This window comes from Micromonospora sp. WMMD1076 (genome assembly GCF_029581475.1).
Lineage (GTDB): Bacteria > Actinomycetota > Actinomycetes > Mycobacteriales > Micromonosporaceae > Micromonospora > Micromonospora aurantiaca.
On the sequence record NZ_CP120862.1, the window covers coordinates 2,137,829 to 2,161,538 of the forward strand.

At 74.4% G+C, this 23,710-nt stretch carries 26 protein-coding genes; 17 read left to right on the top strand and 9 right to left on the bottom strand.

All coding sequences use genetic code 11. The features are described from left to right. Positions 1-14 precede the first annotated feature (14 nt). Positions 15-911, top strand: a complete 897-nt coding sequence (locus O7622_RS10490) for a ribokinase (protein WP_282313162.1) — start codon at positions 15-17, stop codon at positions 909-911. Between the two features lie 45 nt (positions 912-956). Here the strand turns inward: O7622_RS10490 and O7622_RS10495 are convergent, their stop codons facing one another. Both O7622_RS10495 and O7622_RS10500 read right to left on the bottom strand, forming a co-directional pair. Next, the gene (locus O7622_RS10495) at positions 957-1,721 is read right to left on the bottom strand and encodes a hypothetical protein (RefSeq protein WP_282313163.1); all 765 of its coding nucleotides are present in this window, start codon (positions 1,719-1,721) and stop codon (positions 957-959) included. A gap of 66 nt (positions 1,722-1,787) precedes the next feature. After that, positions 1,788-2,267, bottom strand: coding sequence for a DUF6232 family protein (locus tag O7622_RS10500; protein WP_018786214.1), 480 nt, complete (start codon positions 2,265-2,267; stop codon positions 1,788-1,790). Between the two features lie 33 nt (positions 2,268-2,300). On the opposite strand from O7622_RS10500, the gene O7622_RS10505 reads away from it, so the two are divergent. After that, positions 2,301-2,480, top strand: a complete 180-nt coding sequence (locus O7622_RS10505) for a hypothetical protein (RefSeq protein WP_282313164.1) — start codon at positions 2,301-2,303, stop codon at positions 2,478-2,480. Here O7622_RS10505 and O7622_RS10510 read toward each other — a convergent pair. Next, positions 2,426-3,004 carry a DUF6232 family protein gene (locus tag O7622_RS10510; protein ID WP_282313165.1) on the bottom strand — a complete coding sequence of 193 codons (579 nt, stop codon included), beginning with the start codon at positions 3,002-3,004 and terminating at the stop codon, positions 2,426-2,428. The genes O7622_RS10505 and O7622_RS10510 overlap by 55 nt on opposite strands. A 130-nt stretch (positions 3,005-3,134) precedes the next feature. Here O7622_RS10510 and O7622_RS10515 point away from each other — a divergent pair, with 130 nt between their 5' ends. Further along, entirely contained in the window at positions 3,135-3,908 is a 774-nt protein-coding gene (locus tag O7622_RS10515) for an enoyl-CoA hydratase-related protein (RefSeq protein WP_120571337.1), read from the top strand. Positions 3,909-3,978: 70 nt separating this feature from the next. Next, positions 3,979-5,601 (top strand): acetolactate synthase, encoded by a 1,623-nt coding sequence (locus tag O7622_RS10520; protein ID WP_282313167.1) that lies wholly within the window; start codon positions 3,979-3,981, stop codon positions 5,599-5,601. Between the two features lie 55 nt (positions 5,602-5,656). On the opposite strand, the gene O7622_RS10525 is transcribed toward O7622_RS10520, so the two are convergent. The 3 genes from O7622_RS10525 to O7622_RS10535 are packed head-to-tail and all read right to left on the bottom strand — an operon-like array spanning position 5,657 to position 6,764. Then, positions 5,657-6,055 carry a PLD nuclease N-terminal domain-containing protein gene (locus O7622_RS10525; protein WP_282313168.1) on the bottom strand — a complete coding sequence of 133 codons (399 nt, stop codon included), beginning with the start codon at positions 6,053-6,055 and terminating at the stop codon, positions 5,657-5,659. Between the two features lie 26 nt (positions 6,056-6,081). Then, positions 6,082-6,381, bottom strand: a complete 300-nt coding sequence (locus tag O7622_RS10530; protein ID WP_282313170.1) for a DUF202 domain-containing protein — start codon at positions 6,379-6,381, stop codon at positions 6,082-6,084. Further along, entirely contained in the window at positions 6,378-6,764 is a 387-nt protein-coding gene (locus O7622_RS10535; RefSeq protein ID WP_282313171.1) for a DUF202 domain-containing protein, read from the bottom strand. The genes O7622_RS10530 and O7622_RS10535 overlap by 4 nt, the downstream gene beginning before the upstream one ends. A 41-nt stretch (positions 6,765-6,805) precedes the next feature. On the opposite strand from O7622_RS10535, the gene O7622_RS10540 reads away from it, so the two are divergent. From O7622_RS10540 to O7622_RS10555, 4 genes are all read left to right on the top strand, one after another. Further along, entirely contained in the window at positions 6,806-7,603 is a 798-nt protein-coding gene (locus O7622_RS10540; protein WP_282313172.1) for a GNAT family N-acetyltransferase, read from the top strand. 2 nt (positions 7,604-7,605) lie between these two features. Further along, a complete protein-coding gene (locus tag O7622_RS10545; protein WP_282313173.1) occupies positions 7,606-8,010 on the top strand; it encodes a hypothetical protein in 405 nt (134 codons plus the stop codon). A gap of 176 nt (positions 8,011-8,186) precedes the next feature. Beyond that, positions 8,187-8,966, top strand: a complete 780-nt coding sequence (locus O7622_RS10550; RefSeq protein ID WP_120571331.1) for an electron transfer flavoprotein subunit beta/FixA family protein — start codon at positions 8,187-8,189, stop codon at positions 8,964-8,966. Between the two features lie 12 nt (positions 8,967-8,978). After that, positions 8,979-9,938 (top strand): electron transfer flavoprotein subunit alpha/FixB family protein, encoded by a 960-nt coding sequence (locus tag O7622_RS10555; protein WP_282313177.1) that lies wholly within the window; start codon positions 8,979-8,981, stop codon positions 9,936-9,938. Positions 9,939-10,036: 98 nt separating this feature from the next. Here the strand turns inward: O7622_RS10555 and O7622_RS10560 are convergent, their stop codons facing one another. Further along, entirely contained in the window at positions 10,037-10,804 is a 768-nt protein-coding gene (locus O7622_RS10560) for an anti-sigma factor (RefSeq protein ID WP_282313179.1), read from the bottom strand. Continuing rightward, positions 10,758-11,363: a sigma-70 family RNA polymerase sigma factor gene (locus tag O7622_RS10565; protein WP_282313182.1), complete on the bottom strand. Its 606-nt coding sequence runs from the start codon at positions 11,361-11,363 to the stop codon at positions 10,758-10,760. The genes O7622_RS10560 and O7622_RS10565 overlap by 47 nt, the downstream gene beginning before the upstream one ends. 240 nt (positions 11,364-11,603) lie before the next feature. On the opposite strand from O7622_RS10565, the gene O7622_RS10570 reads away from it, so the two are divergent. The 7 genes from O7622_RS10570 (at position 11,604) to O7622_RS10600 (ending at position 17,955) form a co-directional block, all read left to right on the top strand. Next, positions 11,604-12,437 (top strand): DUF4397 domain-containing protein, encoded by an 834-nt coding sequence (locus O7622_RS10570; protein ID WP_282313184.1) that lies wholly within the window; start codon positions 11,604-11,606, stop codon positions 12,435-12,437. Continuing rightward, the gene (locus tag O7622_RS10575; protein ID WP_282313185.1) at positions 12,434-13,093 is read left to right on the top strand and encodes a class F sortase; all 660 of its coding nucleotides are present in this window, start codon (positions 12,434-12,436) and stop codon (positions 13,091-13,093) included. Before O7622_RS10570 ends, O7622_RS10575 begins: the two co-directional genes overlap by 4 nt. A gap of 88 nt (positions 13,094-13,181) precedes the next feature. Further along, positions 13,182-14,357: a cysteine desulfurase family protein gene (locus tag O7622_RS10580; RefSeq protein WP_282313186.1), complete on the top strand. Its 1,176-nt coding sequence runs from the start codon at positions 13,182-13,184 to the stop codon at positions 14,355-14,357. Positions 14,358-14,394: 37 nt separating this feature from the next. Beyond that, on the top strand, positions 14,395-15,471 hold the full coding sequence (mnmA, locus tag O7622_RS10585; RefSeq protein WP_013284461.1) for a tRNA 2-thiouridine(34) synthase MnmA: 1,077 nt from the start codon (positions 14,395-14,397) through the stop codon (positions 15,469-15,471). A gap of 30 nt (positions 15,472-15,501) precedes the next feature. Beyond that, positions 15,502-16,506, top strand: coding sequence for a methionine synthase (locus O7622_RS10590; protein WP_282313187.1), 1,005 nt, complete (start codon positions 15,502-15,504; stop codon positions 16,504-16,506). A gap of 37 nt (positions 16,507-16,543) precedes the next feature. Then, positions 16,544-16,912, top strand: coding sequence for a VOC family protein (locus O7622_RS10595; protein WP_282313188.1), 369 nt, complete (start codon positions 16,544-16,546; stop codon positions 16,910-16,912). Between the two features lie 26 nt (positions 16,913-16,938). Then, the gene (locus O7622_RS10600) at positions 16,939-17,955 is read left to right on the top strand and encodes an ADP-ribosylglycohydrolase family protein (RefSeq protein ID WP_282313189.1); all 1,017 of its coding nucleotides are present in this window, start codon (positions 16,939-16,941) and stop codon (positions 17,953-17,955) included. A gap of 87 nt (positions 17,956-18,042) precedes the next feature. Here O7622_RS10600 and O7622_RS10605 read toward each other — a convergent pair whose 3' ends face one another. Next, positions 18,043-18,657, bottom strand: a complete 615-nt coding sequence (locus tag O7622_RS10605; RefSeq protein ID WP_282313190.1) for a type II toxin-antitoxin system PemK/MazF family toxin — start codon at positions 18,655-18,657, stop codon at positions 18,043-18,045. 201 nt (positions 18,658-18,858) lie between these two features. On the opposite strand from O7622_RS10605, the gene ligA reads away from it, so the two are divergent. Next, complete coding sequence (ligA, locus tag O7622_RS10610; protein ID WP_282313191.1) at positions 18,859-20,994, top strand: NAD-dependent DNA ligase LigA; 2,136 nt, start codon at positions 18,859-18,861, stop codon at positions 20,992-20,994. Between the two features lie 151 nt (positions 20,995-21,145). Further along, entirely contained in the window at positions 21,146-23,680 is a 2,535-nt protein-coding gene (locus tag O7622_RS10615; protein ID WP_282313193.1) for a GGDEF domain-containing phosphodiesterase, read from the top strand. Positions 23,681-23,710: the final 30 nt, after the last annotated feature.

The following is a 23,710-nucleotide window of genomic DNA, read 5'->3' on the forward strand; positions in this document are numbered from 1 at the left end:
GACGGGACGACACAGTGCCGCAGACCCGGATCGCCGTCGTCGGCAGCGCCAACATGGACCTGGTCGGCATCGGCGCCGCGCTGCCCCGGCCCGGCGAGACGGTGCTGGGCGACGACTTCGTCATGCTGCCCGGCGGCAAGGGCGCCAACCAGGCGGTCGCCGCGGTACGCGCCGGAGCCTCCTGCGTCTTCCTCGGCGCGATCGGCTCGGACTCGTTCGGCGTGACGCTGCGGGCCCGGATGACAGCGGCCGGCGTGGACACCGGCCACCTGCGGGTGGTCTACGGCCCGTCCGGCGTCGCGCTGGTGATGGTCGGTGGCGCGGGGGAGAACGCCATCCTGGTCACCCCCGGGGCGAACGCCGCGTTCACGTCGCTGACCGCCGACGAGCTTTCCGCCGTACGCGATGCGGACGTGCTGGTCGCGCAGCTGGAGGTGCCGGTCGAGACGGTGACCGAGGCGGCGCTGGCGGCCCGGTCCGCGGGCGCCCGGGTGGTGCTCAACGCCGCGCCGGCCCGGTCGGTGCCGGCCGAGCTGCTGGCGGCCACCGACCTGCTCGTGGTGAACGAGCCGGAGGCGCAGGCGCTGACCGGTCGCGGCCGGGACGAGCCGGCGGCGCTGCTCGACCTGGTGCCCCGGGCGGTGCTCACCCTCGGCGGCGACGGTGCCTGGTACGTCGACCGGGAGCGGCCGCCGACGCACGTGCCGGCGGTGCCGGTGGACGTGGTCGACTCGACCGCCGCCGGGGACGCGTTCACCGCCGCGCTCGCGGTGGCCTGGGGCGAGGGGCGGGACCTGGCCGACGCGGTCCGCTGGGCGGCGGCCGCGGGTGCGGCGTGCGTGCGCAAGCTCGGCGCCTCGGTGGCGCTGCCGCACCGCGCGGAGATCGACGAGCTGTTCCCCGGCGGTTAAGAAGGGGCCCTTCCACTACCGGAGGCGTTAAGAAGGGGCCCTTCCTTACACCTCGTCGGTGAGGCGCTCGCCGCGGCGGCGCAGCATGCCGAGCCCGGGGATGCCGGCGACCGCCAGTTTGAGATCGCGTGTGACGTCCAGCAGGTCGTGCAGGTCCGGGCCGACCCGGTCCAGCGTGGCCAGGATCGGCAGCACGTCCGAGGTGAGATGGTCCTTGAGCTTCGGCAACTCGTCCACCAGCCGGATCGCGGCGGTCACCTCCTCCGGGCTGAGCTGCTCCACGAAACGGGCCGCCATCGGCGCGGCCCGGCGCAGCGTCGCCTCGTACGCGGTCAGCAGCTCGGTCGCGACGCCCGTCGCCTTCTCGGCGGTCGCCAGCGTGCCCGCCGCGCGGGCGGTCACCGTCTCCGCCTCGGTCACCACACCGGCCGCCGTCCGGGCCACCCGGTCGGCCTCGCCGACCACGGTGGCCGCCGCCTCGGAGACCCGCTGCGCCTCGCCGACCACCACAGTCGCCGCGGCGGCCACCTCGGTCGCCGTGTCGATCGCCGCGGTGGCGGCGGCGCTGATCACCGCCACCTCGCGGACCGCCGTCTCCGCGTCGGTGAGCACCCGGTCGGTGCGGTCGAGCGTGCCCTCGATCCGGTCCACCACCCCGTCGATCCGCCGGACCAGCGCCTCCACCTGGTCGAGGACGGCGAAGGCGCGAGCGGGTACCGAGGCCACCGTGGCGGCCGAGCCGAGCGCCTGGTCCACTGCGGTACGGGTGAGGCCGAGCAGGGCGCCGGGCCGGGGAAGAGGGATCGCCATGGCATCCAGTGTGCGGCGTCGCGGCCAGTGCCGCCGGATGAGGTGGCCGCCGCGCGCCGGGCCGGCTCACCGCAGGTCGCCCTGCTCGACGGCCCGCTGCACGGCCCGGTAGATCTGCCCGAACCGCAGCGCGTCCGGTGTGCGGACCAGCATCGTCTCCCGGCCGTGGTGCTGCACCCACAGCTCGTGCACCCGGTTGCCGCGCTCGTAGGAGCGGTCCAGCCAGCCGAGCGGCACCTCCAGGAACGGGGTGAGCGCCAGACCGGCCACCACGAACGCGGCCAGGATGATCAGGGCGAGTTTCCACTCGCCGCGGTCCTGCGCGGACCAGGCCAGCGAGAGCACGCAGACCACCGCGACCAGTGGCGGCAGCGACAGCAGCAGGACCAGCACGCCGCGGCCCAGCACCCGCCCCCGGACGGCGAGTGTGGTGGTGCCGCGCGCGTGCCAGACGTACGTGACGTCGGCGAGCGCGACGACCTGCCCGCCCGCGTGGATCGCCTCCGAGGTGACCTGCACGGCGTCGTCCCGGTAATAGAGGACCATGAATCAGCCTAACCGCGCGTGTCGATGCCGGCGATGCGTGCGCCGGTAGGCTGGCGGCATGGCGGACCGGAGCGGGGCCGGAACCGGCGGCGACGAGCCCGCAAGACGTACCGCCTGGCCGGTGGCCGGATCGTGCAGTTCTGGGGCGAGCAGGCCACCTACGGCCTGTTGCGCGGGCTCGGCCTGCTGCCGGACGAGCCGATCACGTTCTGACCCGTCGCGGCAGGACCGGTCGCGGGACGACCGGGTGCGGCACGGCCCGGCCCGGGGCGACCCGGCGCGGGCGGCAGGCTCTCCATGGCCCGCTGCACCGCCCGGTAGACCTGCCCGAAGCGCATCGCGTCGCGGGTGTGCAGCAGCCGCACCGGGCGGCCCCGCCATTCGGCCCACATCTCCATCTCCCGGCTGCCCCGGGCGTACGAGCGGTCCAGGTGTTCGAAGAGGAAGTCCGCGAGCGGGCCGACGGCGAGGCCGACCAGCACCGAGACGCCGACGACGGCGACGGTGACCGCCGCCGAGCGCTGGAGCCACACGGCCAGCGCGATGCCCAGCACGGCGGCCACCAGCGGCCCGGCGAGCGCGGCCCCGATCGCGCCGCGCCCGGCGAGCACCCGCCAGGAGCGGTCGCCCCGCCGGTGCCACACGGTGGTCAGCTCGGCCAGCGGATAGCTGCGCCCGTCCACCCGTACCGCTGTGGAGGTGACCTGGACGGAGCGGTCGTCGTAGTAGGTGATCATGGCCTCACTCCCGGTGGCGGGGCGGCGACTCCGGCGCGGCGACCTGGGGAGTCGCCGACACCACACTGTCTACCCCAACGAGGCGAGTCGTAAGGTTGGCACGCGACTTCGACGAGGAAGTGAGGGCAGCGTGGGCGAGTTCGTCAGGCTGGAAGTGAAGGACGGCATCGGCACCATCCGGCTGGAGCGGCCGCCGATGAACGCGCTCAACACCCAGGTGCAGGAGGAGTTGCGCGCCGCCGCGTCGGCGGCCACCGCCGACGCCGAGGTCCGCGCCGTGATCGTGTACGGCGGCGAGAAGGTCTTCGCGGCCGGTGCGGACATCAAGGAGATGGCCGACATGTCCTACGTGGACATGGCGGAGCGCGCGGCCGACCTGTCCAGCGCGCTCGGCGCGATCGCCCGCATCCCCAAGCCGGTCGTCGCCGCGATCACCGGGTACGCGCTCGGCGGCGGCTGCGAGCTGGCGCTGGCCTGCGACTGGCGGATCGTCGCCGAGGATGCCAAGCTCGGCCAGCCGGAGATCAAGCTCGGCATCATCCCGGGTGCCGGCGGCACCCAGCGGCTGGCCCGCCTGGTCGGCCCGGCCCGCGCCAAGGACCTCATCATGACCGGGCGGATGGTCGACGCCGCCGAGGCGCTGCGGATCGGCCTGGCCGACCGCGTGGTCCCGGCCGCCGAGGTCTACGACGCCGCCGTGGCGTACGTGAAGCCGTTCCTGACCGGGCCGGTGCAGGCGCTGCGCGCCGCGAAGGCGGCTGTCGACGGCGGCCTGGACATGGACCTCACCTCCGGCCTGGCGTGGGAGAGCCAGCTCTTCGCGGCGCTGTTCGCCACCGACGACCGGCGCGAGGGCATGGCCGCGTTCGTGGAGAAGCGCAAGCCGGGCTTCACCGGTCGCTGACGCGAGAGCTGTTCACATCCGCGATACCGGCCAGTAACGTGACCCCGGTCGGTCGACGAAGGGGAATGGCATGACGGAGCGGATCGAGGGCCACGGCGGCGATCTGGCACTCGCGGCACTACGCGCGCACGGCGTACGGGAGATGTTCACGCTCTCCGGCGGGCACGTCTTCCCGCTGTACGACGCCGCGCACCAGGCGGGTTTCCCCCTCTACGACGTGCGGCACGAGCAGTCCGCGGTGTTCGCCGCCGAGGCGGTGGCCAAGCTCCAGCGCCGCCCCGGCCTGGCCGTGCTCACCGCCGGCCCCGGCGTCACCAACGGGGTCTCCGGCCTGACCAGCGCGTTCTTCAACGCCTCGCCGGTGCTGGTGCTCGGTGGGCGGGCGCCGCAGTTCCGCTGGGGCTCGGGCAGCCTCCAGGAGATGGACCACCTGCCGCTCGTCGCGCCGGTGACCAAGCACGCCGAGACGGTGTTCAGCGCCGACGACATCCCGCGCGCGGTGTCGGCGGCGCTGACCACCGCGCTCACCCCGCACCGCGGCCCGGTGTTCCTGGACTTCCCGCTGGAGGCGGTCTTCTCCGTCGGTGACGCCGACCTGCCGGCGGTCACGCCGCCGGCGCCGATCGAGCCGGACCCGGACGAGGTGTCGAAGGCGGCCCGCCTGATCGCCGGCGCGTCCCGGCCCGTGGTCATCGCCGGTTCCGACGTGTACGCGGGCGACGCCGTCGAGGCGTTGCGCGCCGCCGCCGAGTCGCTTCGGGTGCCGGTGTTCACCAACGGCATGGGCCGGGGCGCGCTGCCGCCGGAGCACCCGCTCGCCTTCGCCAAGGCCCGCCGGGTCGCGCTCAAGGGCGCCGACGTGGTCGTGGTGATCGGCACCCCGCTGGACTTCCGGCTCTCCTTCGGCGACTTCGGCGATGCCCAGGTGGTGCACGTCGTGGACGCGCCCAGCCAGCGGGCCGGGCACGTGCAGCCGGCCGCCGCGCCCGCCGGTGACCTGCGGCTGATCCTCGGCGCGTTCGCCGACCACACCGGTGACCGTGCCGACCACACCGACTGGATCGCCGAGCTGCGGACCGCCGAGGACGCGGCGAAGGGCCGCGACGCGGAGGAGATGGCCGCCGAGAGCGACCCGATCCGCCCGGCCCGGATCTACGGCGAGCTGCGCAGGGTGCTCGCCCCGGACGCCATCACCATCGGCGACGGCGGCGACTTCGTGTCGTACGCCGGCCGCTATCTGGAGCCCGCCCAGCCGGGCACCTGGCTCGACCCCGGCCCGTACGGGTGCCTCGGCACCGGCATGGGCTACGCGATGGGCGCCCGGGTCAGCCACCCGGACCGGCAGATCTGCGTGCTGATGGGCGACGGCGCGGCCGGCTTCTCGCTGATGGACGTGGAGTCGCTGGTCCGGCAGAAGCTGCCGGTGGTGATCGTGGTCGGCAACAACGGCATCTGGGGGCTGGAGAAGCACCCGATGCGGGCGATGTACGGCTACGACGTGGCCGCCGACCTCCAGCCCGGCCTGCGCTACGACAAGGTGGTCGAGGCGCTCGGCGGCGCGGGCGAGACGGTGGAGAAGGCCGCCGACCTCGGGCCCGCGCTGGGGCGCGCGTTCGACTCGGGCGTGCCGTACCTGGTGAACGTGCTGACCGACCCCGCTGACGCGTACCCCCGGTCGTCGAACCTGGCCTGAACACGGCGCGTGCGGGCCGTCCACCGGGTGACCGGCGGGCGGCCCGCGGCGCGTCTCAGACCTCGGGGCGGTCCCGGTCGTCCGGGCGGCCGCGCAGCTCCTCCTCGCGGCGGCGCAGGTCCTCCTCCCAGAGCCGCAGCCGTTCCTGGTCCTCGCGGCGGGAGCGCTCGTCGAGGGAGGCGAGGAACTCCGGGTCGTCGTCCGGCGCGAGCGGGGGGCGGGCCGGGGCGGCGGGACGGGCCGTGCCGGTGACGCCGACGGTTCCGGCCGGGCGCTCGCGCCCCACCAGGAACCAGGCGATCGAGCCGACCAGCGGGAAGAAGAGAATGATCAGCACCCAGATCATCCGGGGCAGCGCCTTGACCTTCTCCTCGTCGGCGGAGAGGCAGCTGATCAGCGCGCACACGGCGAGGACGATCTGGACCAGGAAGAGCAGCACGTAGAGGCGGGCCATGCCCCATGATGGCTCACCGCCGCTCGTCAGCGCACCCCGCCGAGCACGTGCGCCACACCGAGCACCGCAAGTCCGGCCGCACCGAGCGCGGTCAGCGGCACCGACCAGCGGTCGAGCCGGCGCGGTCCGGTGCCGGTGGCCCGGTGCCACGTCACCACCAGCACGGCGAGCCAGAGCACTACCGCGAGCCCGGCCGGCGCCGCGTCCGCGGCCCGGCCGCCGAACGCCGGCCGGAGCTGGAGCAGCAGCACCGCGGTGAGCGTGAGCAGGGTCCGCCGCCAGGCCAGCCGGGTGCGCTCGGGTTGCAGGCCCGGGTCACGGGTCACCGCGCGCCGCCCAGCAGCACGGCGGCCACCAGCAGCAGCGCGCCGACCGCGACGACGAGCGCGAGGACGGCCGGGAAGCGGGAGGCGGGCAACTCCTCGTCGAGCCGCATGGCGCGCTCGGTGCGCGCCCAGTGGTCGACCGCCCGGATCGAGACGGTGGCGCCGAGCAGCAGCAGCACTACCGCGAGCGTCTCGCGCAGGTGGGCCAGGCGCAGCGGCGGTAGGAACTGCGCGGCGGCCAGCCCGCCCGCCACCAGCGCGAGACCTGTTCGCAGCCAGGCCAGGAACGTCCGTTCGTTCGCCAGCGAGAAGCGGTAGTCCGGCGGGGTGCCGATCGAACGCAGCTCACGCGGGTCGAACCAGCTCTTGATCGACTCCCACACGCTGCCGATTATCCGCTTTGCCCCGCGCCTAGCCTGGGGGGATGACCGATCTTGACGCGCGCGAGCTGCGCGACGCCTACGACAGCCAGATCCGACCGGAGCTGCCGGACCCGCTGCCGGCGGGTGTGACAGTGGAGCGCGACGGCCCGTTGTTCCGCGTGCTCGGGCTCGACCGCCGCGGCTTCCTGACGTACCGGACGCTCGACGGTCTGGCCGGCGCCGAGCTGGACGCGCTGATCGCCCGGCAGGTCGAGGTCTTCCGGGACCGGGGCGAGCCGGTCGAGTGGAAGCTCGCCGGTCACGACGAGCCGGCCGACCTGGGCGACCGGCTGCGGGCCGCCGGGTTCGTGCCGGAGGACCAGGAGACGGTAGTGGTCGGTCCGGTCGCGCCGCTCGCCGCCGCCGTCCCGGTGCTCCCCGAGGGGGTACGCCTGCGCGAGGTCACCGGCCGGGCCGACCTGGAGCGGATCGCCGCGATGGAGGAGGAGGTCTGGCACTCCGACCGCAGCCACCTGGTGTACGGGCTGGTCCGGGAGATCGAGGCCGACCCGCAGTCGATCACGATCGTGGTGGCGGAGGCGGGCGAGACGGTGATCAGCGCCGGTTGGATCCGCTACCAGCGAGGGACCGGCTTCGCCAGCCTCTGGGGCGGCTCGACGCTGCCGCAGTGGCGCAGGAAGGGCGTCTACCGGGCGCTCGTGGCCCACCGGGCGCGGCTGGCGCAGCAGCGCGGCAAGTCGCTGCTGCAGGTGGACTGCTCGCCGGACAGCCGACCCATCCTGGAGCGGCTCGGGCTCGTTGCGGTCACCACCTCCACGCCGTACGTCTACACTCCGTGATCATGGAACGGTTGACGGCGGACGAGCGGCTCACCCTGAAGACCGGCGCCTTCGGTGCCGTGTTCCTGGTCTCCAACGCCGTACCGGGGGTGCTGGCCATGGTGCGGGAGAGCTTCGCCGCCTCCGGCGCGCTCGCCGAGGTGGGGGGCGTGGTCAAGGAGGCGCTGACCACCGGGCCGCTGCCGCAGCTCCCCCGGGACTCGGTCCTGGAGGTCGAGTCGGTGGTGCTGCCGGCGCTGGGCCGGTCGGTGGAGGTCCTGCGCGCCAAGTCGCCGGGTGACGTCGAGACGTACCGGTCGGTGGTGCTGGCCGCGGCGGAGCGGGTGGCGCAGGCGCACCGGGGGATCGAGCCGGCCGAGGCGGCGGCGATCGAGAAGATCCGGCAGGCGCTGGCCGGGCCGGCGTGACGGTGGTGAGTCGCGTCACTCCGGGCCGCCGGAGCGGCCATGCTACTTGCGGGTAACATTGCCCCGTGGGGAAGTGCACAGCAGCCCGCGGTTGACCCACGTTGCGTCACGCGGGAGGCTGCGCCCGTGACCGGGCGAGTGATCGCTACACCAAACAGGAGGGTCGTCGAAGCGCGATGAACATCGTCGTACTCGTCAAGCAGGTGCCCGATTCGGGCGCGGACCGCAACCTGCGTTCTGACGACAACACCGTCGACCGCGGTTCGGCGAACAACGTCATCAACGAGATGGACGAGTACGCCATCGAAGAGGCGTTGAAGATCAAGGAGGCGCACGGCGGCGAGGTCACCATCCTGACCATGGGTCCGGACCGGGCGACCGAGTCGATCCGCAAGGCACTCTCCATGGGCCCGGACAAGGCCGTCCACGTGGTGGACGACGCCCTGCACGGCTCCTGCGCGGTGGCCACCTCGAAGGTGCTCGCCGCCGCCCTCGGGCAGCTCAACGCCGACCTGGTCATCTGCGGCGCCGAGTCGACCGACGGCCGGGTCCAGGTCATGCCGCACATGATCGCCGAGCGCCTGGGCGTGGCCGCCCTGACCGGCGCGCGCAAGCTCACCGTCGACGGGGCGAACCTGACCGTCGAGCGGCAGACCGAGGAGGGCTACGAGGTGGTCACCGCCTCGACCCCGGCCGTGGTCTCCGTCTGGGACACCATCAACGAGCCGCGCTACCCGTCCTTCAAGGGCATCATGGCCGCCAAGAAGAAGCCGGTGCAGACGCTCTCCCTGGGTGATCTGGGCGTGGCTCCGGCCGAGGTGGGCTTCGACGGCGCCACCAGCGCCGTGGTCGAGCACTCGAAGCGCCCGCCGCGCTCCGGCGGCGAGAAGATCACCGACGAGGGCGAGGGCGGCGTGAAGCTGGTCGAGTTCCTCGCCACCGAGAAGTTCGTGTGAGAGGTCACTGACATGTCTGAGGTTCTCGTCGTCGTCGAAGCCACCCGGGAGTTCGGCGTCAAGAAGGTCACCCTGGAGATGCTCACCCTCGCCCGCGAGCTGGGCACCCCGAGCGCTGTCGTCCTCGGTGGCGCCGGCGCCGCGGAGGCGCTGAGCGCCAAGCTCGGCGAGTACGGCGCGGAGAAGATCTACGCCGCCGAGGGCGAGGAGATCGACGGCTACCTGGTGGCCCCCAAGGCGACAGTGGTCGCCGAGCTGGTCAAGCGCGTCCAGCCCGCCGCCGTGCTGCTCGCCTCGTCGCAGGAGGGCAAGGAGATCGCCGCCCGCCTGGCGGTCAAGCTGGACAACGGCATCCTGACCGACGTGGTCGGCCTGGCCGCCGACGGCACCGCCACCCAGGTCGCGTTCGCCGGTTCCGCCATCGTCAAGTCCAAGGTCACCAAGGGCCTGCCGCTGGTCACCGTCCGGCCGAACTCGCTCAACCCGGCTCCGGCCGCTGCGACCCCGGCCGTCGAGCAGCTCACCGTGTCGGCCACCGACGCGGACAAGCTGGCCAAGGTCGTCGACCGGGTCGCCGAGCAGAAGGGCTCCCGCCCCGAGCTGACCGAGGCGTCGGTGGTCGTCTCCGGCGGTCGCGGTGTCGGCAACGCCGACAACTTCAAGCTGGTCGAGGAACTGGCCGACCTGCTCGGCGGCGCGGTCGGCGCGTCCCGCGCAGCAGTCGACTCCGGCTACTACCCGCACCAGTTCCAGGTGGGCCAGACCGGCAAGACGGTCTCCCCGCAGCTCTACGTCGCGCTGGGCATCTCCGGTGCGATCCAGCACCGGGCCGGCATGCAGACCTCGAAGACCATCGTCGCGGTGAACAAGGACGCCGAGGCGCCGATCTTCGAGCTGGCCGACTACGGCGTGGTCGGCGACCTGTTCAAGGTCGTCCCGCAGGCCGCCGAGGAGATCCGCAAGCGCAAGTGAGCGTCGCGTGAGAGAAGGCCGCCGCCCGGTGCACCGGGCGGCGGCCTTTCCTCGTAGGGAGCTGATCGGCGGGCCGGGGAGCTGAGCCGGCCCGCCGATCAGCCCGTCAGGGTGCCCCTCAGCAGGCTGTCGCCGGAGTGGCCGGGCTTGTTGTCGTACTGCTCCGCGCTGACGTCGACCACGGTGTAGGTGCGCAGGTCGACGTTCGGGGGGATCGGCAGGAGCGCGTCCCCTGACCCGTCGCTCAGCGTGCCCACGGAGAACATATCCATCGTGTTCGGATCGATCAGCCAGACCTCGTAGTACCCCGGAACGGTCGGGAGATTCGTCACGTGCAGGTGCAACCGGTGGTCGCCGAGCACCCGGGCGTCGCCGGAGGCGTCCTTCGGCGTCGTACCGAACGCGGCGAGCGGCGCGCTGGCCAGCACCGGCGGCTGCGGATCGGTCGGCTCGCCGCCGCCGAGCACCGCGGCGGTGCCCGCCACGCCGAGCATCGCGGCGGCGGTGGCGGTGACCGCCGTGGTCGCCCACCCCGGCCAGCGCCGGCTCCGCCGCGGACGACGTGCCACGACGGGTACGGCGGCCGGCTCGACCGGGTCGGCCGGGCGCGGCAGGCGCCTGTCGGTCAGCGCCGGAAGCTGCTCGGCGGCCCGGACCTCGGCCACGATGCCCTGCCAGATGTGCTCCGGCGGGTCGGGCAGCTCGGCCAGCCCCTGCGTGCCCGCGCCGAGCCCGGCGACGTGCTGGAGCGTCTCCACCTCGCCCCGGCAGTGGTCGCAGGCGTCCAGATGGGTGGCCTCGCCGTCAGCCGCCTCGCTCTCACCGAGCGCCAGAAAGACCAGCCGGTCGTGGTCCAGGTGCTGCACCGTCCACCTCCCATCTGCGTTTCAGGCTCTGCATGCCGCGTCTGATGTGACTCTTGACAGTGCCGAGCGGCACTCCGGTCACCGCCGCGATCTGCTGGTGTGTCAGGTCGTCGTAGAACGCCAGCTCGAGCATCCGGCGCTGCTCGTCGGGGAGCCGGGCCAACTCGTCGGCGACCACCAGCCGGTCGACCACGGTGTCCGGGTCGGGGCCGGTGGAGACCGGCTCCGGCAGTTGCCTCACCGTCTCGACCACCCGGGTCTCCCGGGCCGCGGCCCGGATCCGGTCGACCACCTTGCGCCGCCCGATTCCGAGCAGCCAGCCGACCAGTGAGCCTTTCGCCGGGTCGAACGTCTCCCGGCCGAGCCAGGCGGCGACGAACGTCGCCTGGGTCACGTCCTCGGCGTCGGTGCGGTTCACGAGCGTCGTGGTGGCCAGGTGCAGCACCGCCCGCCCGTACCTGTCGTACGCCTCTCGCAGGGCCGCCTCGTCGCCGTCGCGGAACCGGGTGGCGAGGTCGTCCTCGCCCGGCGGTTCGGGGCCCTGCCTCACCGCCGTCACCGGGCGGCTCGCCTTCCGTGGGGCATGCCCGACTGTAACCCCCACAGCCTTCGCCCCACTCTCCCGGCGTGTCAGTCACGACCCTCGTCACCTCTCCTTCGTCGCCGGAGGGTCCGGCGGATGCGCCCGGAGACGGGAGAAAGAAATCGGATCCGGGCGCATCCGGGGGCGGCGGAGCCGGCGTAACCCGTTCTGCAAGCCAGGCCTGACGAATCAGCATCAACCACCAGGAGGCAGACAATGCAGTACGCGATGTTCCGTCGGGTCGCCGCGGGCGGCGCGGTGGCCGCCCTCACCTTCGCCGGCGTCGGCGCCGCCACCATGAGCCCGGCCTACGCCGCCTCGTCGAAGGTCTCCGTGGTCCACGGCATCCCGGACACCCCGGTCGACGTGTACGTCAACGGCGAGAAGACGTTGAGCAACTTCAAGCCCGGCGACGTCGCCGGCCCGCTCACCCTGCCCGAGGGGGAGTACGACATCGCCCTGACCAAGCCCGGCGAGGCGATCGACAAGGCGATCCTGAAGGTGGACGACGCCGCGGTGCCGGGCGGGGCGAACATCAGCCTCGCCGCCCACCTGAGCGCCGACGGCAACCCGCAGATCACCCCGTTCGTCAACGACGTGTCCAAGGTGGGCGCCGGCAAGGCCCGGCTGATCGTCCGGCACACCGCCGCCGCCCCGGCCGTCGACGTGCGGGCCGGCGGAAAGCCCGTGTTCGAGGGCCTGACCAACCCGAAGGAGGCCAAGGCGGACGTGGCCACCGGCCCGGTCAAGGCGGACGTGGTGCTCGCCGGCACCGACACCGTCGCCATCGGCCCGGCCGACCTGAACCTGAAGGAGGGCACCGCCACCATCGTCTACGCGATCGGCTCGGCCGAGGCGAAGAACCTGAGCGTGGTCGCCCAGACCGTCAACGGCCTGCACTCGGCGCCGGGCGGCGTGCCCAGCGGCACCGGCGGCCAGGCCGGCGCCGGCGTGGACACCTGGTGGTACGTGCTGGCCGGGGCCGGCGTGCTGCTCCTGGTCGGCGGCGGGGCGCGGGTGGCGGCAACCGCCCGGGCCGGTCGCCGGTGACGGTGCGCAACCGCGGGGCGCTGGCGGCGATGGCCGCCGGCGCCGCCGCGCTCGTCCTGGCGAGCGTGGTGGCGTGTGGATCCGAGCCCGCCGAGGACGTCGGCGGCGACGAGGTGACGGCCCTGGCCAGTGCCACGCCCACGCCGGCGGCGACGGGCGGCGGTTCGGTCCCGGTGAACCCGGGCACGCTGCCGGCCGACAGCGAGGTCGTGCCGCCGGTGAGGCTGAGCATCCCGCCGATCCGGGTCACCGTCACCGTGAACCCGGTGGGCGTCGACGAGCGCACCGACGAGTTCGAGGTGCCGCCCAGCGTGGACCAGGTCGGCTGGTACCGCTACGGCCCGGGACTGGAGGCCGGCGCCGGCTCGGTGGTGATCGCCGGGCACGTGGACAGCGCCGAGCAGGGCAAGGGGGCGTTCTTCCGGCTGCGTGAGCTGGGCCGGGGGGACGAGCTCACCGCCACCGGCTCGGACGGCCGCGAGCGCTCCTACCGGGTGGTGGCCCGGGAGGAGTACCGGAAGTCGAAGATCCCGCTGGAGCGGTACTTCGCGCGCGACGGCAGTCCCCGCCTCACGCTGATCACCTGCGGCGGGCCGTTCGACGCGAAGACCCGCAGCTACCGGGACAACATCGTGATCACCGCCGTTCCCGCGTGAGCGGGCCCGAGCGGCCCGCCCCGCCCCGGATGGGGCGGGGCGGTCCGGCCCCCGGTCCCGGGTCCGCAGGCCGTTAGGCTGAACCGTGATGGCATACCTTGATCACGCGGCGACGACCCCGATGCTGGACGAGGCACTCGAGGCGTACGTCGCTGCCGCCCGCGAGGTCGGCAACGCCTCGTCGCTGCACGCGGCGGGCCGCCGGGCCCGGCGGCGGGTGGAGGAGTCCCGCGAGCGGGTGGCCGCCGCGCTCGGCGCCCGCCCCTCCGAGGTGATCTTCACCGGCGGCGGCACGGAGAGCGACAACCTCGCCGTGAAGGGCGTCTTCTGGGCTCGTCGCGCCGCCCGGGCCGACCGGGTCCGGGTGGTCTCCAGCGCGGTCGAGCACCACGCCGTCCTCGACGCGGTGGACTGGCTGGTCGAGCACGAGGGCGCGCAGGCCGGCTGGCTGCCGGTCGACGCGGCCGGGCGGCTCGATCCGGAGCGACTGCGCGCCGAGCTGGCCGAGCACGGCGAGCGCGTCGCCGTGGTCACCGCCATGTGGGCCAACAACGAGGTGGGGACCGTCCAGCCGGTGGCCGAGCTGGCCGCCGTCGCCGCCGAACACGGGGTGCCGTTCCACACCGACGCCATCCAGGCGGTCGGGCAGGTCCCCGTCGACTTCGCCGCCAGCGGCGTGTCGGCGCTCACCGTGACCGGGCACAAGCTCGGCGGCCCGGCCGGTGTGGGCGCGCTGCTGCTGGCCCGCGACGTGGTGGCCACCCCGCTGCTGCACGGCGGCGGCCAGGAGCGCGACGTACGCTCCGGGACGCTCGACACCGCGGGCATCGTCGCGTTCGCGGTCGCCGTCGAGGCCGCGGTCAAGGGCCAGCAGGAGTACGCCGCCCGCGTCGCCGCGCTCCGCGACGAGCTGGTCGAGCGGGTCCGGCAGGCAGTCCCCGAGGTGATCTTCAACGGCGACCCGGCCGACCGGCTCCCGGGCAACGCGCACTTCTCCTTCCCCGGCTGCGAGGGGGACGCGCTGCTGCTGCTCCTGGACGCCCAGGGCATCGCCTGCTCGACCGGGTCGGCCTGCTCCGCCGGGGTGGCCCAGCCCTCGCACGTGCTGCTGGCGATGGGCGCCGACGACGACCGGGCCCGGTCCTCGCTGCGCTTCACGCTCGGCCACACGAGCACCGGCGCGGACGTGGACGCGCTGATCGCCGCCCTGCCCGCAGCGGTGGAGCGGGCCCGCCGCGCGGCCGCCCTCCGTACTCCCCGCTGACCCGGATACCCTCGGTGAGGACGAGGGGAGTGGGCCGGTGAGGGTTCTGGCGGCGATGTCGGGCGGGGTGGACTCCGCCGTCGCGGCGGCACGGGCGGTGGAGGCCGGGCACGACGTGACGGGCGTGCACCTGGCCCTGGCCCGTAACCCGCAGACGTACCGCACCGGCGCCCGGGGCTGCTGCACGCTGGAGGACTCCCGGGACGCGCGGCGCGCCGCCGACGTGCTCGGCATCCCGTTCTACGTGTGGGACATGGCCGACCGGTTCCACGACGACGTGGTGGACGACTTCGTGGCCGAGTACGCCGCCGGGCGTACCCCGAATCCCTGCCTGCGCTGCAACGAGAAGATCAAGTTCGCGGCGGTGCTGGACCGGGCCGTGGCCCTGGGCTTCGACGCGGTGGTGACCGGCCACCACGCCCGGCTCGGCGCGGACGGCCTGCTGCGGCGCAGCGTGGACGCGGCCAAGGACCAGTCGTACGTGCTGGCGGTCCTGACCCGCGCGCAGCTCGACCGGTCGATCTTTCCGCTCGGCGACTCGACGAAGGCCGAGGTGCGCGCGGAGGCCGCCCGGCGCGGCCTCGCCGTGGCCGACAAGCCGGACTCGCACGACATCTGCTTCATCGCCGACGGCGACACCCGCGGCTTCCTCGCCGAGCGGCTCGGCGAGGCGCCCGGCCAGGTGGTGGACGCGCTCACCGGCGCGGTGGTGGGCAGCCACAGCGGCGCCTACCAGTACACCGTCGGGCAACGGCGCGGCCTGCATCTGGACCGCCCGGCGCCGGACGGCCGGCCCCGCTACGTGCTGTCCATCACCCCGACCACGAACACGGTGACGGTCGGCCCGGCCGAGGCGCTGGAGGTCTCCGACGTACGCGCGACCCGCCCGGTGTGGACCGGCGGGCCGCGCCCGGACGGGCCGGTCGAGTGCGAGGTGCAGCTCCGGGCGCACGGCGACGTGGTGCCGGCCGCCGTCGAGGTCGACGCCGACGGACTGCGCGCGTCGCTGCGCCGCCCGGTCCGGGGTGTCGCAGCCGGCCAGGCGATCGTGGCCTACCGGCCGGACCCGGCCGGCGACGTGGTCCTCGGCTCCGCCACCATCACCGCCGCCTGACCGGCGACGGGCAGCGGATAGGCTGCGGCCGTGACTGAGCAGGCGTGGCCCTGGCCCACCGGCGCGGCGACCGGCATCGGGTCGCTGCCCGGCACCGACATCGCCGAGGCGCAGCGGATCGCGCTCGGCGAGCTGCCCGCACTGCCGCACCTGCCCGAGCTGCCCGCCCGGGGACCGGGCGCGGACATCGTCGGCCGCACCGCCGGCCTGCTCGTCGAACTGCCGGTCGAGCTGTACGCGGCCCGCTGGCGGATCGCCCCGCGCCCCGGCCGGGACGTGCGCCGCGCCCGCGACCTGATGGAGCGCGACCTCGACCAGCTCGCCGAGCAGGCCGAGGCGTACGCCGGACCGGTCAAGGTCCAGGCCGCCGGCCCGTTCACCCTCGCCGCCGCGCTGGAGCTGCCGATCGGTGGCCGGATGCTGCGTGACCCGGGTGCGGTACGCGACCTCGCCGGCTCGCTCGGCGAAGGGCTGCGCGGGCACGTCGAGGCGGTGACCCGGCGGCTGCCCCGCGCCTCAGTGCTGCTCCAGCTCGACGAGCCGTCCCTGCCGGCGGTGCTGGCCGGCCGGGTGCCCACCGAGAGCGGATTCGGCACCCACCGTCCGGTGGAGACCGAGGTGGCGCGGACGCTGCTGCACGACGTGATCGAGGCGGCCGGTGTTCCGGCGCTCGTGCACTGCTGCGCGCCGGACGTACCGCTGGAGCTGATCCGGTCCGCCGGTGCGGTCGGCGTCGCGCTCGACCTGTCGCTCGTCACCGACCTCGACCCGCTCGGCGAGGCGATCGACGCCGGGCTCGGGCTGCTGGCCGGCGCCGCGCCGACGCTGCCGCCGCCGTCCGGCCGGACGCCCACGTCGGCCGAGGTCGCCGATCGGGTCCGGCGGGTCTGGGACCAGCTCGGCTTCCCCCGCCGCCGGCTGGCCGAGCAGGTGGTGGTCACCCCCGCGTGCGGCCTGGCCGGTGCCACCCCGGGGTACGCCCGCGCGGTGCTCACCGCCTGCCGCGACGCGGGCCGGCGGCTCGCCGAGGACTGACGTTTCTCCGTCGTACCCGCCGGGCACGATGACCGGCATGATTGGACGACTGCGTTCCACGGTGATCGACTGCCCCGATCCGCGGGCGCTCGCCGCCTTCTACTCCGAGCTGCTCGGCCTGCCCCTGGTGGAGGAGAACTCCGACGGCGACGAGTGGGTGGTGCTCGGCGGCCCACCCGGGCACCAGCCGCGGGTGGCCTTCCAGCGGGCGCCGGGCCTGCGCAGCCCCGACTGGCCCGACCCGGCCCGGCCGCAGCAGCTCCACCTCGACGTGAGCGTCGACGACATCGAGGCGGCCGAGAAGGCGGTGCTGGCGCTGGGCGCACGGCGGCTGCCCGGTGAGGGGGAGGGCTTCCGGGTCTACGCCGACCCGGTCGGCCACCCGTTCTGCCTCTGCTGGGACTGATCTTCCGCGGCTTGCGTGGTGGGGGCATGATCGCCACCGTGACCGCCTCCACCGCCACCGGCCGCGCCGCCGGTTCGCTGTTCGGCCTGGCCTACGGCGACGCCCTGGGCAAGCCGACCGAGTTCCTCACCGTCACCGAGATCGTCCGGCGCTACGGTCCGGCCGGTCCGCGTGAGCTGACCGGCGACCCGGCCCTGGTCACCGACGACACCCAGATGGCGCTGGCCGTGGCGTGGGCGCTGCACGACGCGCCCGCGTACACGGCCGAGGTGGTGGAGCCGCTGCTGCGGCAGCGCTTCGTCGACTGGTCGGTCAGCCCGGAGAACAACCGCGCCCCCGGCATGACCTGCCTGCGGGCCTGCGCCGAGCTGGCCCGGGGCGCCCGCTGGCAGGAGGCCACGGTCGCCGGTTCGAAGGGCTGCGGCGCGAACATGCGCGTCACCCCGGTCGGGCTGCTCGACGTCGACCTGGACACGATGGCCGGGCTGGCCCAGCTCCAGGCCGGCCTGACCCACGGTCACCCGACCGGGTTGGCGGCGAGCGAGCTGACCGCGTACGCGGTCCGGCTGCTGCGCGACGGCGCGGCGCTGCCGGAGCTGCCCGGCCTGCTCACCGAGCGGGCCCGGGAGCAGCGCACCGTCTACCGGGACGACTGGCTCGGTGACCTGTGGCGGCGGCCCGGCGAGAGCGGCGCGGCCGAGTTCGTCGCCCGGGGCTGGGACGACTGCCTGCGTGTGCTGGGCCGGCTGGAGGCGGCGCTGGCCCGCCCGGACGACGGCGGAGACCCGTGCCGGCTGACCGGCGAGGGGTGGATCGCCGAGGAGGCGCTCGCCACCGCGCTGCTCTGCGCGCTGCGCCACAGCGACGACCCGGTCGGCGCGCTGGCCCGGGGTGCCACCACGGCCGGTGACTCGGACTCCATCGCCGCGCTGGCCGGCGCGTTCGTCGGCGCCGCCTACGGCACGGCCGCCTGGCCCGCCGGGTGGGCCGGCCGGATCGAGTACGCCGGCCAGCTCACCGCGCTCGCCGCCGCGTTCGACTGACAGGCGTCCGGCGGGCTCGCCCGGTGCGGGCCGGGGACCGGCGACGTGACCCCGCCTCGCGGGTGCGGCCGGGGCGAGGCGGCTGGCTCAGCCGGTGAGGTGGCTCAGCCGCCGGACACCACGCCACAGGTCCGGGTCGCAGGTGCCGGCCCGGTCGGCGAACGCGCTCAGCGGCACCGGGATCGGCTCGCTCACGTCCAGGTAGCTGTCGTGGTCGGCGCCCGGATCCCAGTCCCGGGTCGGGATCGGCAGGTGGTCGTCCCGGTCCGACTTGTCCTGGCTGGTGATCTTCAGTACCTCGGCGTCCCGGCCGTCGACGCGCAGCACCAGGCAGGGACGCACCTTCGAACCGGTCCCGTCGGCGTAGGGCACGTCGGCCCACCAGATCTCCCCGGGCCGGGGCTCGTCCCGGTCCGCCCGCCCGGCGCCACGTGGCCTCGGCGGCGCCGCCGTGCGGTCACCCCGCGGCCCGGTGCCGGCCCGGTCACCGCGGCGTCCACCGCCGGACCGGTCGCCGTCCGGTCCGCCGGTCCGGCTGCCACGCCCGGTGCCCGGCCGCCGTCCGTCGGTCCGGTCGCGCGTCCCGCCGGCCCGGTCGCGCGTCCCGGCGCGGTCGGCCGCGCGGCGGCGCCACTCGTTCCACAGCCAACCGGCCGCGACGCAGGCCACGATCACCAGCGCCCAGACCACCCCGTCGCGCATCCGCCGCCCGCCTTCCGACCGTTGTCGCCCACTACCGCCGACGCGATCGTCGCACGGCCGGGGCGGACCCGCCCGGGTGGCGCGGCGGGCGCCGGTTCGCCCTGCTCGGCGCGGGTGACCGGACGACTGTCACAGCCGACCGCTACGGTTCTCGGGTAGCACGAACACGGGAGGTCGACAGCGGTGTCCGAAGGCGGCGGCGTGTCCGAAGAAGCGGTTCCCCCGGCGGTCGACGCCGCCCAGGACGCGGCGGCGGGTGCCGAGCCGACCCCGGCGGCCCGGGAGCGGCACGCCACGCTCAGCCAGGAGCTGACCGAACACCAGTACCGCTACTACGTCCTCGACGCGCCGACCGTCACCGACGCCGAGTTCGACAAGCAGCTGCGGGAGCTTGAGGCGCTGGAGGCCGAATACCCGGCGCTGCGCACCCCCGACTCGCCCACCCAGCGGGTCGGCGGCACCTTCTCCACCGACTTCACCCCGGTCGCGCACGCCGAGCGGATGCTCTCGCTCGACAACGCCTTTGCCGACGAGGAACTGGCCGCCTGGTCCGAGCGGGTCGAGCGCGACGCGGGCGGCCCGGTGCCCTACCTGTGCGAGCTGAAGGTCGACGGGCTCGCCATCAACCTCACCTACGAGAAGGGCCGGCTGGTGCGCGCCGCCACCCGGGGCGACGGTCGCACCGGCGAGGACGTCACCGCCAACGTGCGCAGCATCAAGGGCGTGCCGGCCCGGCTGACCCCGGCCGACGACTTCCCCGACGTGCCCGATCTCCTGGAGGTGCGCGGCGAGATCTACTTCCCGGTGGCCGCGTTCGCCGACCTGAACGCGAGCCTGGTCGAGCAGGGCAAGGCGCCGTTCGCCAACCCGCGCAACGCCGCCGCCGGCAGCCTGCGCCAGAAGGACCCCCGGGTGACCGCCTCCCGCCCGCTGCGCCTGGTGGTGCACGGCATCGGCGCGCGCACCGGGTTCCGGCCGGCCGCGCAGTCCGAGTCGTACGCCGCGCTCAAGGCGTGGGGGCTGCCCACCAGCGACCGGTGGCGGGTGGTGGACGACCTGGCCGGCGTCGCGGAATACATCGCCTACTACGGCAGGCACCGGCACGACGTCGAGCACGAGATCGACGGCGTGGTGGTCAAGGTCGACCCGGTCTCGATCCAGGGCCGCCTCGGCTCGACCAGCCGCGCGCCCCGCTGGGCGATCGCCTTCAAATACCCGCCGGAGGAGGTCAACACCAAGCTGCTCGACATCGACGTGAACGTCGGGCGCACCGGCCGGGTCACCCCGTTCGCCGTCCTCGAACCGGTCCGGGTGGCCGGCTCCACCGTCGCGCAGGCGACCCTGCACAACGCCCGCGAGGTCGAGCGCAAGGGTGTGCTCATCGGCGACACGGTGGTGCTGCGCAAGGCCGGCGACGTGATCCCCGAGGTGCTCGGCCCGGTGGTCGAGCTGCGCCCGGCCGACGCCCGCCCGTTCGTCATGCCGACCACCTGCCCGGCCTGCGGCACGCCGCTCGCGCCGGCCAAGGAGAGCGACGTCGACATCCGCTGCCCCAACGGGCGGGCCTGCCCCGGTCAGATCCGCGAGCGGGTCTTCTACCTGGCCAGCCGCAAGGTGCTCGACATCGAGGTGCTCGGCGAGAAGGGTGCGGCGGCGCTGCTGGACGCCCAGATCATCACCAACGAGGGCGACCTGTTCCAGCTCGACGCCGAGCAGTTGAGCCGGTCGCCGTTCTTCGTCAACAAGGACGGCAGCCTGGGCACCAACGCCACCAAGCTGCTCGACAACCTCGCCGAGGCCAAGGAACGCGACCTGTGGCGGGTGCTGGTGGCACTGTCCATCCGGCACGTCGGCCCGACCGCCGCCCAGGCGCTCGCCCGGCACTTCCGCTCGGTCGCCGCGATCGAGGCCGCCGGCGAGGAGGAGCTGTCCTCGGTGGACGGCGTCGGCCCGACCATCGCGGCGAGCGTCAAGGAGTGGTTCGCCGTCGACTGGCACCGCGACGTGGTGCGCAAGTGGACCGAGGCGGGCGTACGGATGGCAGAGGAGGCCGCCGACGAGGGGCCGCGACCGCTCGACGGCGTCACGGTGGTGGTCACCGGCACGCTGAGCGGATTCAGCCGCGACCAGGCGGCCGAGGCGATCCAGCTCCGGGGCGGCAAGGTGACCGGCTCGGTCTCGAAGAAGACGAGCTTCGTGGTGGTCGGCGACAACCCCGGCTCCAAGGCCGACAAGGCCGCCACCCTGAAACTGCCGATCCTCGACGAGGACGGATTCCGCGTGCTGCTCGACTCCGGCCCGGAGGCCGCCCGCGAGGTGGCCCGGGCGGAGGACTGACAGGCTGGTCACAGCGATCGTCCGGCGGATACCAAGTTAATTACGACTACGACCGATTCGTGACTGTCGTGTCGGGGAAATCGCCTCGGAGGGCGTTTCATTGGCGTACGACGCATGACGGCGCGCGCCAGGACGTTCCCCGGGAGGTGCGATGGAGACCGGCGACCCGCGTAACTCCGTCCCGCCCGGGCGGAGCGGGCTGTTCTTCGGCTTCGTGGGCGCGATCGGCGTGGTCGCCCTGGCGGTCTCGGCCGGGCCGCTCGTCGCGCTCGCCGACAGGTGGAGTGAACTGCCGGCCGCGTTCTGGACCATGGCGGCGCTCGCCGTCGCCTGCGACGCCCGCCCGTTCGTCCCGCCCGGCCGGCGGCAGACCTCGGCGGTGTTCCCGTCGACCTGCTTCACCTTCGCCATCCTGCTCGGCTGGGGCTTCGGTCCGGCCGTCGCGGTGCAGGCCGTGGCGGTCGCGGTGAGCGGCTGGCGGCTCGGGTACGCGCCCTGGCGCACCGGCTTCAACGCCGCGCAGTACGCGTGCGCGCTCGCCGCCGCGTACGCGGTCACCCGGCTCGGCCCGGGCGAGCTGTTCGGCGGCGGCCGTCTGCACTGGACCGACGTGGCGGCGGTGGGCGGCGCGACGCTCGCCTGGTTCGTGGTCAACTACGGGCTGGTCAGCTCCGCGGTCCGGCTGCGTTTCGGCGACAGGTGGTGGCCCAGCGTCCGCAGCGGCCTGGCGTACGAGCTGCTGTCCACCGGTTCGCTGCTGCTGCTCGCGCCGGTGCTGGTGGCCGCCGCCCGGGCCAGCGCGGCGCTGATCCCGCTGGTGCTGGTGCCGTTGTTCGCTGTGTACCGGATGGCCCGGCTGTCAGCCGAGCGGGAACAGCTCGCCGACGTGGACCCGCTCACCGGGCTGCCCAACCGCAAGGCGCTGCTCACCGAGGTGGCCGAGCAGGTGCACCTGCACGGCGAACGGGCCGCCCGGGGCGCGCCGGACGCGCACCTGGCGCTGCTGCTGCTCGACCTCGACCGGTTCAAGCACGTCAACGACGCGCTCGGGCACGCGGTGGGGGACCGCCTGCTGGTCGAGGTGAGCGCCCGGCTGATGGGCGCTGTGGGCACCGGTGACATGGTGGCGCGGCTCGGCGGCGACGAGTTCGCCATCGTCGTACCCCGGCTCGCCGACATCGACCAGGCCCGCGAGCGGGCCGACCGGGTGGTCGCCGCGCTCGCCGAACCGGTGCCGCTGGACGGGCTGCCGCTGGACGTGGGCGGCGCCATCGGCATCGCGCTCTACCCCGACCACGGCGAGGACTTCGCCACCCTGATGCGTCACGCCGACGTGGCCATGTACGACGCGAAGCACCGCAACGACACGGTCGCGGTCTACGCGCCGGAGTCCGACCACAACTCGGCCGAGCGGCTGAGTCTGCTGGCCGACCTGCGCCGGGTGCTGGAGTCCGGCCCGTCCGCGCAGGGCGGGGAGACTGTGGGCGTACGCGGGGGTGACGGCGCGGCCCTGACCCCGGCGCTGCCGGTGCGGGCCGACCGCCCGGCCCGCAACCAGCGCCCGGCGCGCGACGGCGGCCGGCGGTCCGGCGGCGGGCCGAACCGCTGGCTGCGACGGCGCCGCGAGCGCGTCGAGGAGCGGCACGACGACCTGATCGAGCAGATCCTCACCGGCGCCGACCCGATCCGCCGCCGGGCCGCCCGGTCCGGCGGCGGACCGGGCGCGGGTCCGCTCGTGGTCGGCGACGCGGAGCTCGCGCCGGCGGCCGAGACCGCCGACGCCGACGTCTCCGACGACGCGGAGGCCGCGGTGAGCACCGGTGCGCCGGGCGTCATCGGGCCGACCGCCGACGGGAGCACAGCGGCCGAGCCGGACGACCAGGCCGGGCACCCGGGTGAGATCACCATGTACTACCAGCCGCAGATCGCCATCGCGACAGGCGAGGTGGTGGGCGTCGAGGCGCTGCTGCGCTGGCGGCACCCGCGCCGGGGCATGGTCGACCCGGGCGAGCTGATCCAGGTCGCCGAGCAGAGCGCGGTGATGCGGCTGCTCACCCGCCGCGTGGTGGACGACGTGGTGGAGCAGCTCGCAAAGTGGTCGGCGGCCGGGCTCACGCTGCGGGCCGCGCTCAACGTCAGCGTCCGCGACCTGCACACCGGCGAGATCGCCGACCAGATCGCCGACCGGCTGGCCCGGTACGGCGTGCCGCCGGAACGCCTCCAGGTGGAGATCACCGAGGGCGCGCTGATGGCCGACCCCCGGCGGGTGCTCGCCAGCATCACCCAGTTGCACCGGATCGGCGTCGGCATCGCGCTCGACGACTTCGGTACCGGTTACTCGTCGCTGCAACACCTGCGGCGGCTCCCGCTGTCCGAGGTGAAGGTGGACAGGTCGTTCGTCCTCGGGATGGCCGAGGACCCGGACGACGCGGCGATCGTCCGCTCGATGATCGAACTGGCCGGCGCGCTCGGGCTGCGTGTGGTGGCCGAGGGCGTGGAGGACGAGCGCACCTGGCGGATGCTGCACGCGGCCGGGTGCGACGTGGCGCAGGGCTGGTTCCACGCCCGGCCGATGCCGGCCGAGGACCTGGTGGCCTGGCTGTCCCGCTACCGTCCGGTGCGCCCGGCGGAGGCAGGAAGCCGCGGCGGTCCGGTGCCGGAGGGGGAGTCGAAGGCGTCGTCGTGACGGCGGGACAATAGACTCGCTCCGGTCACC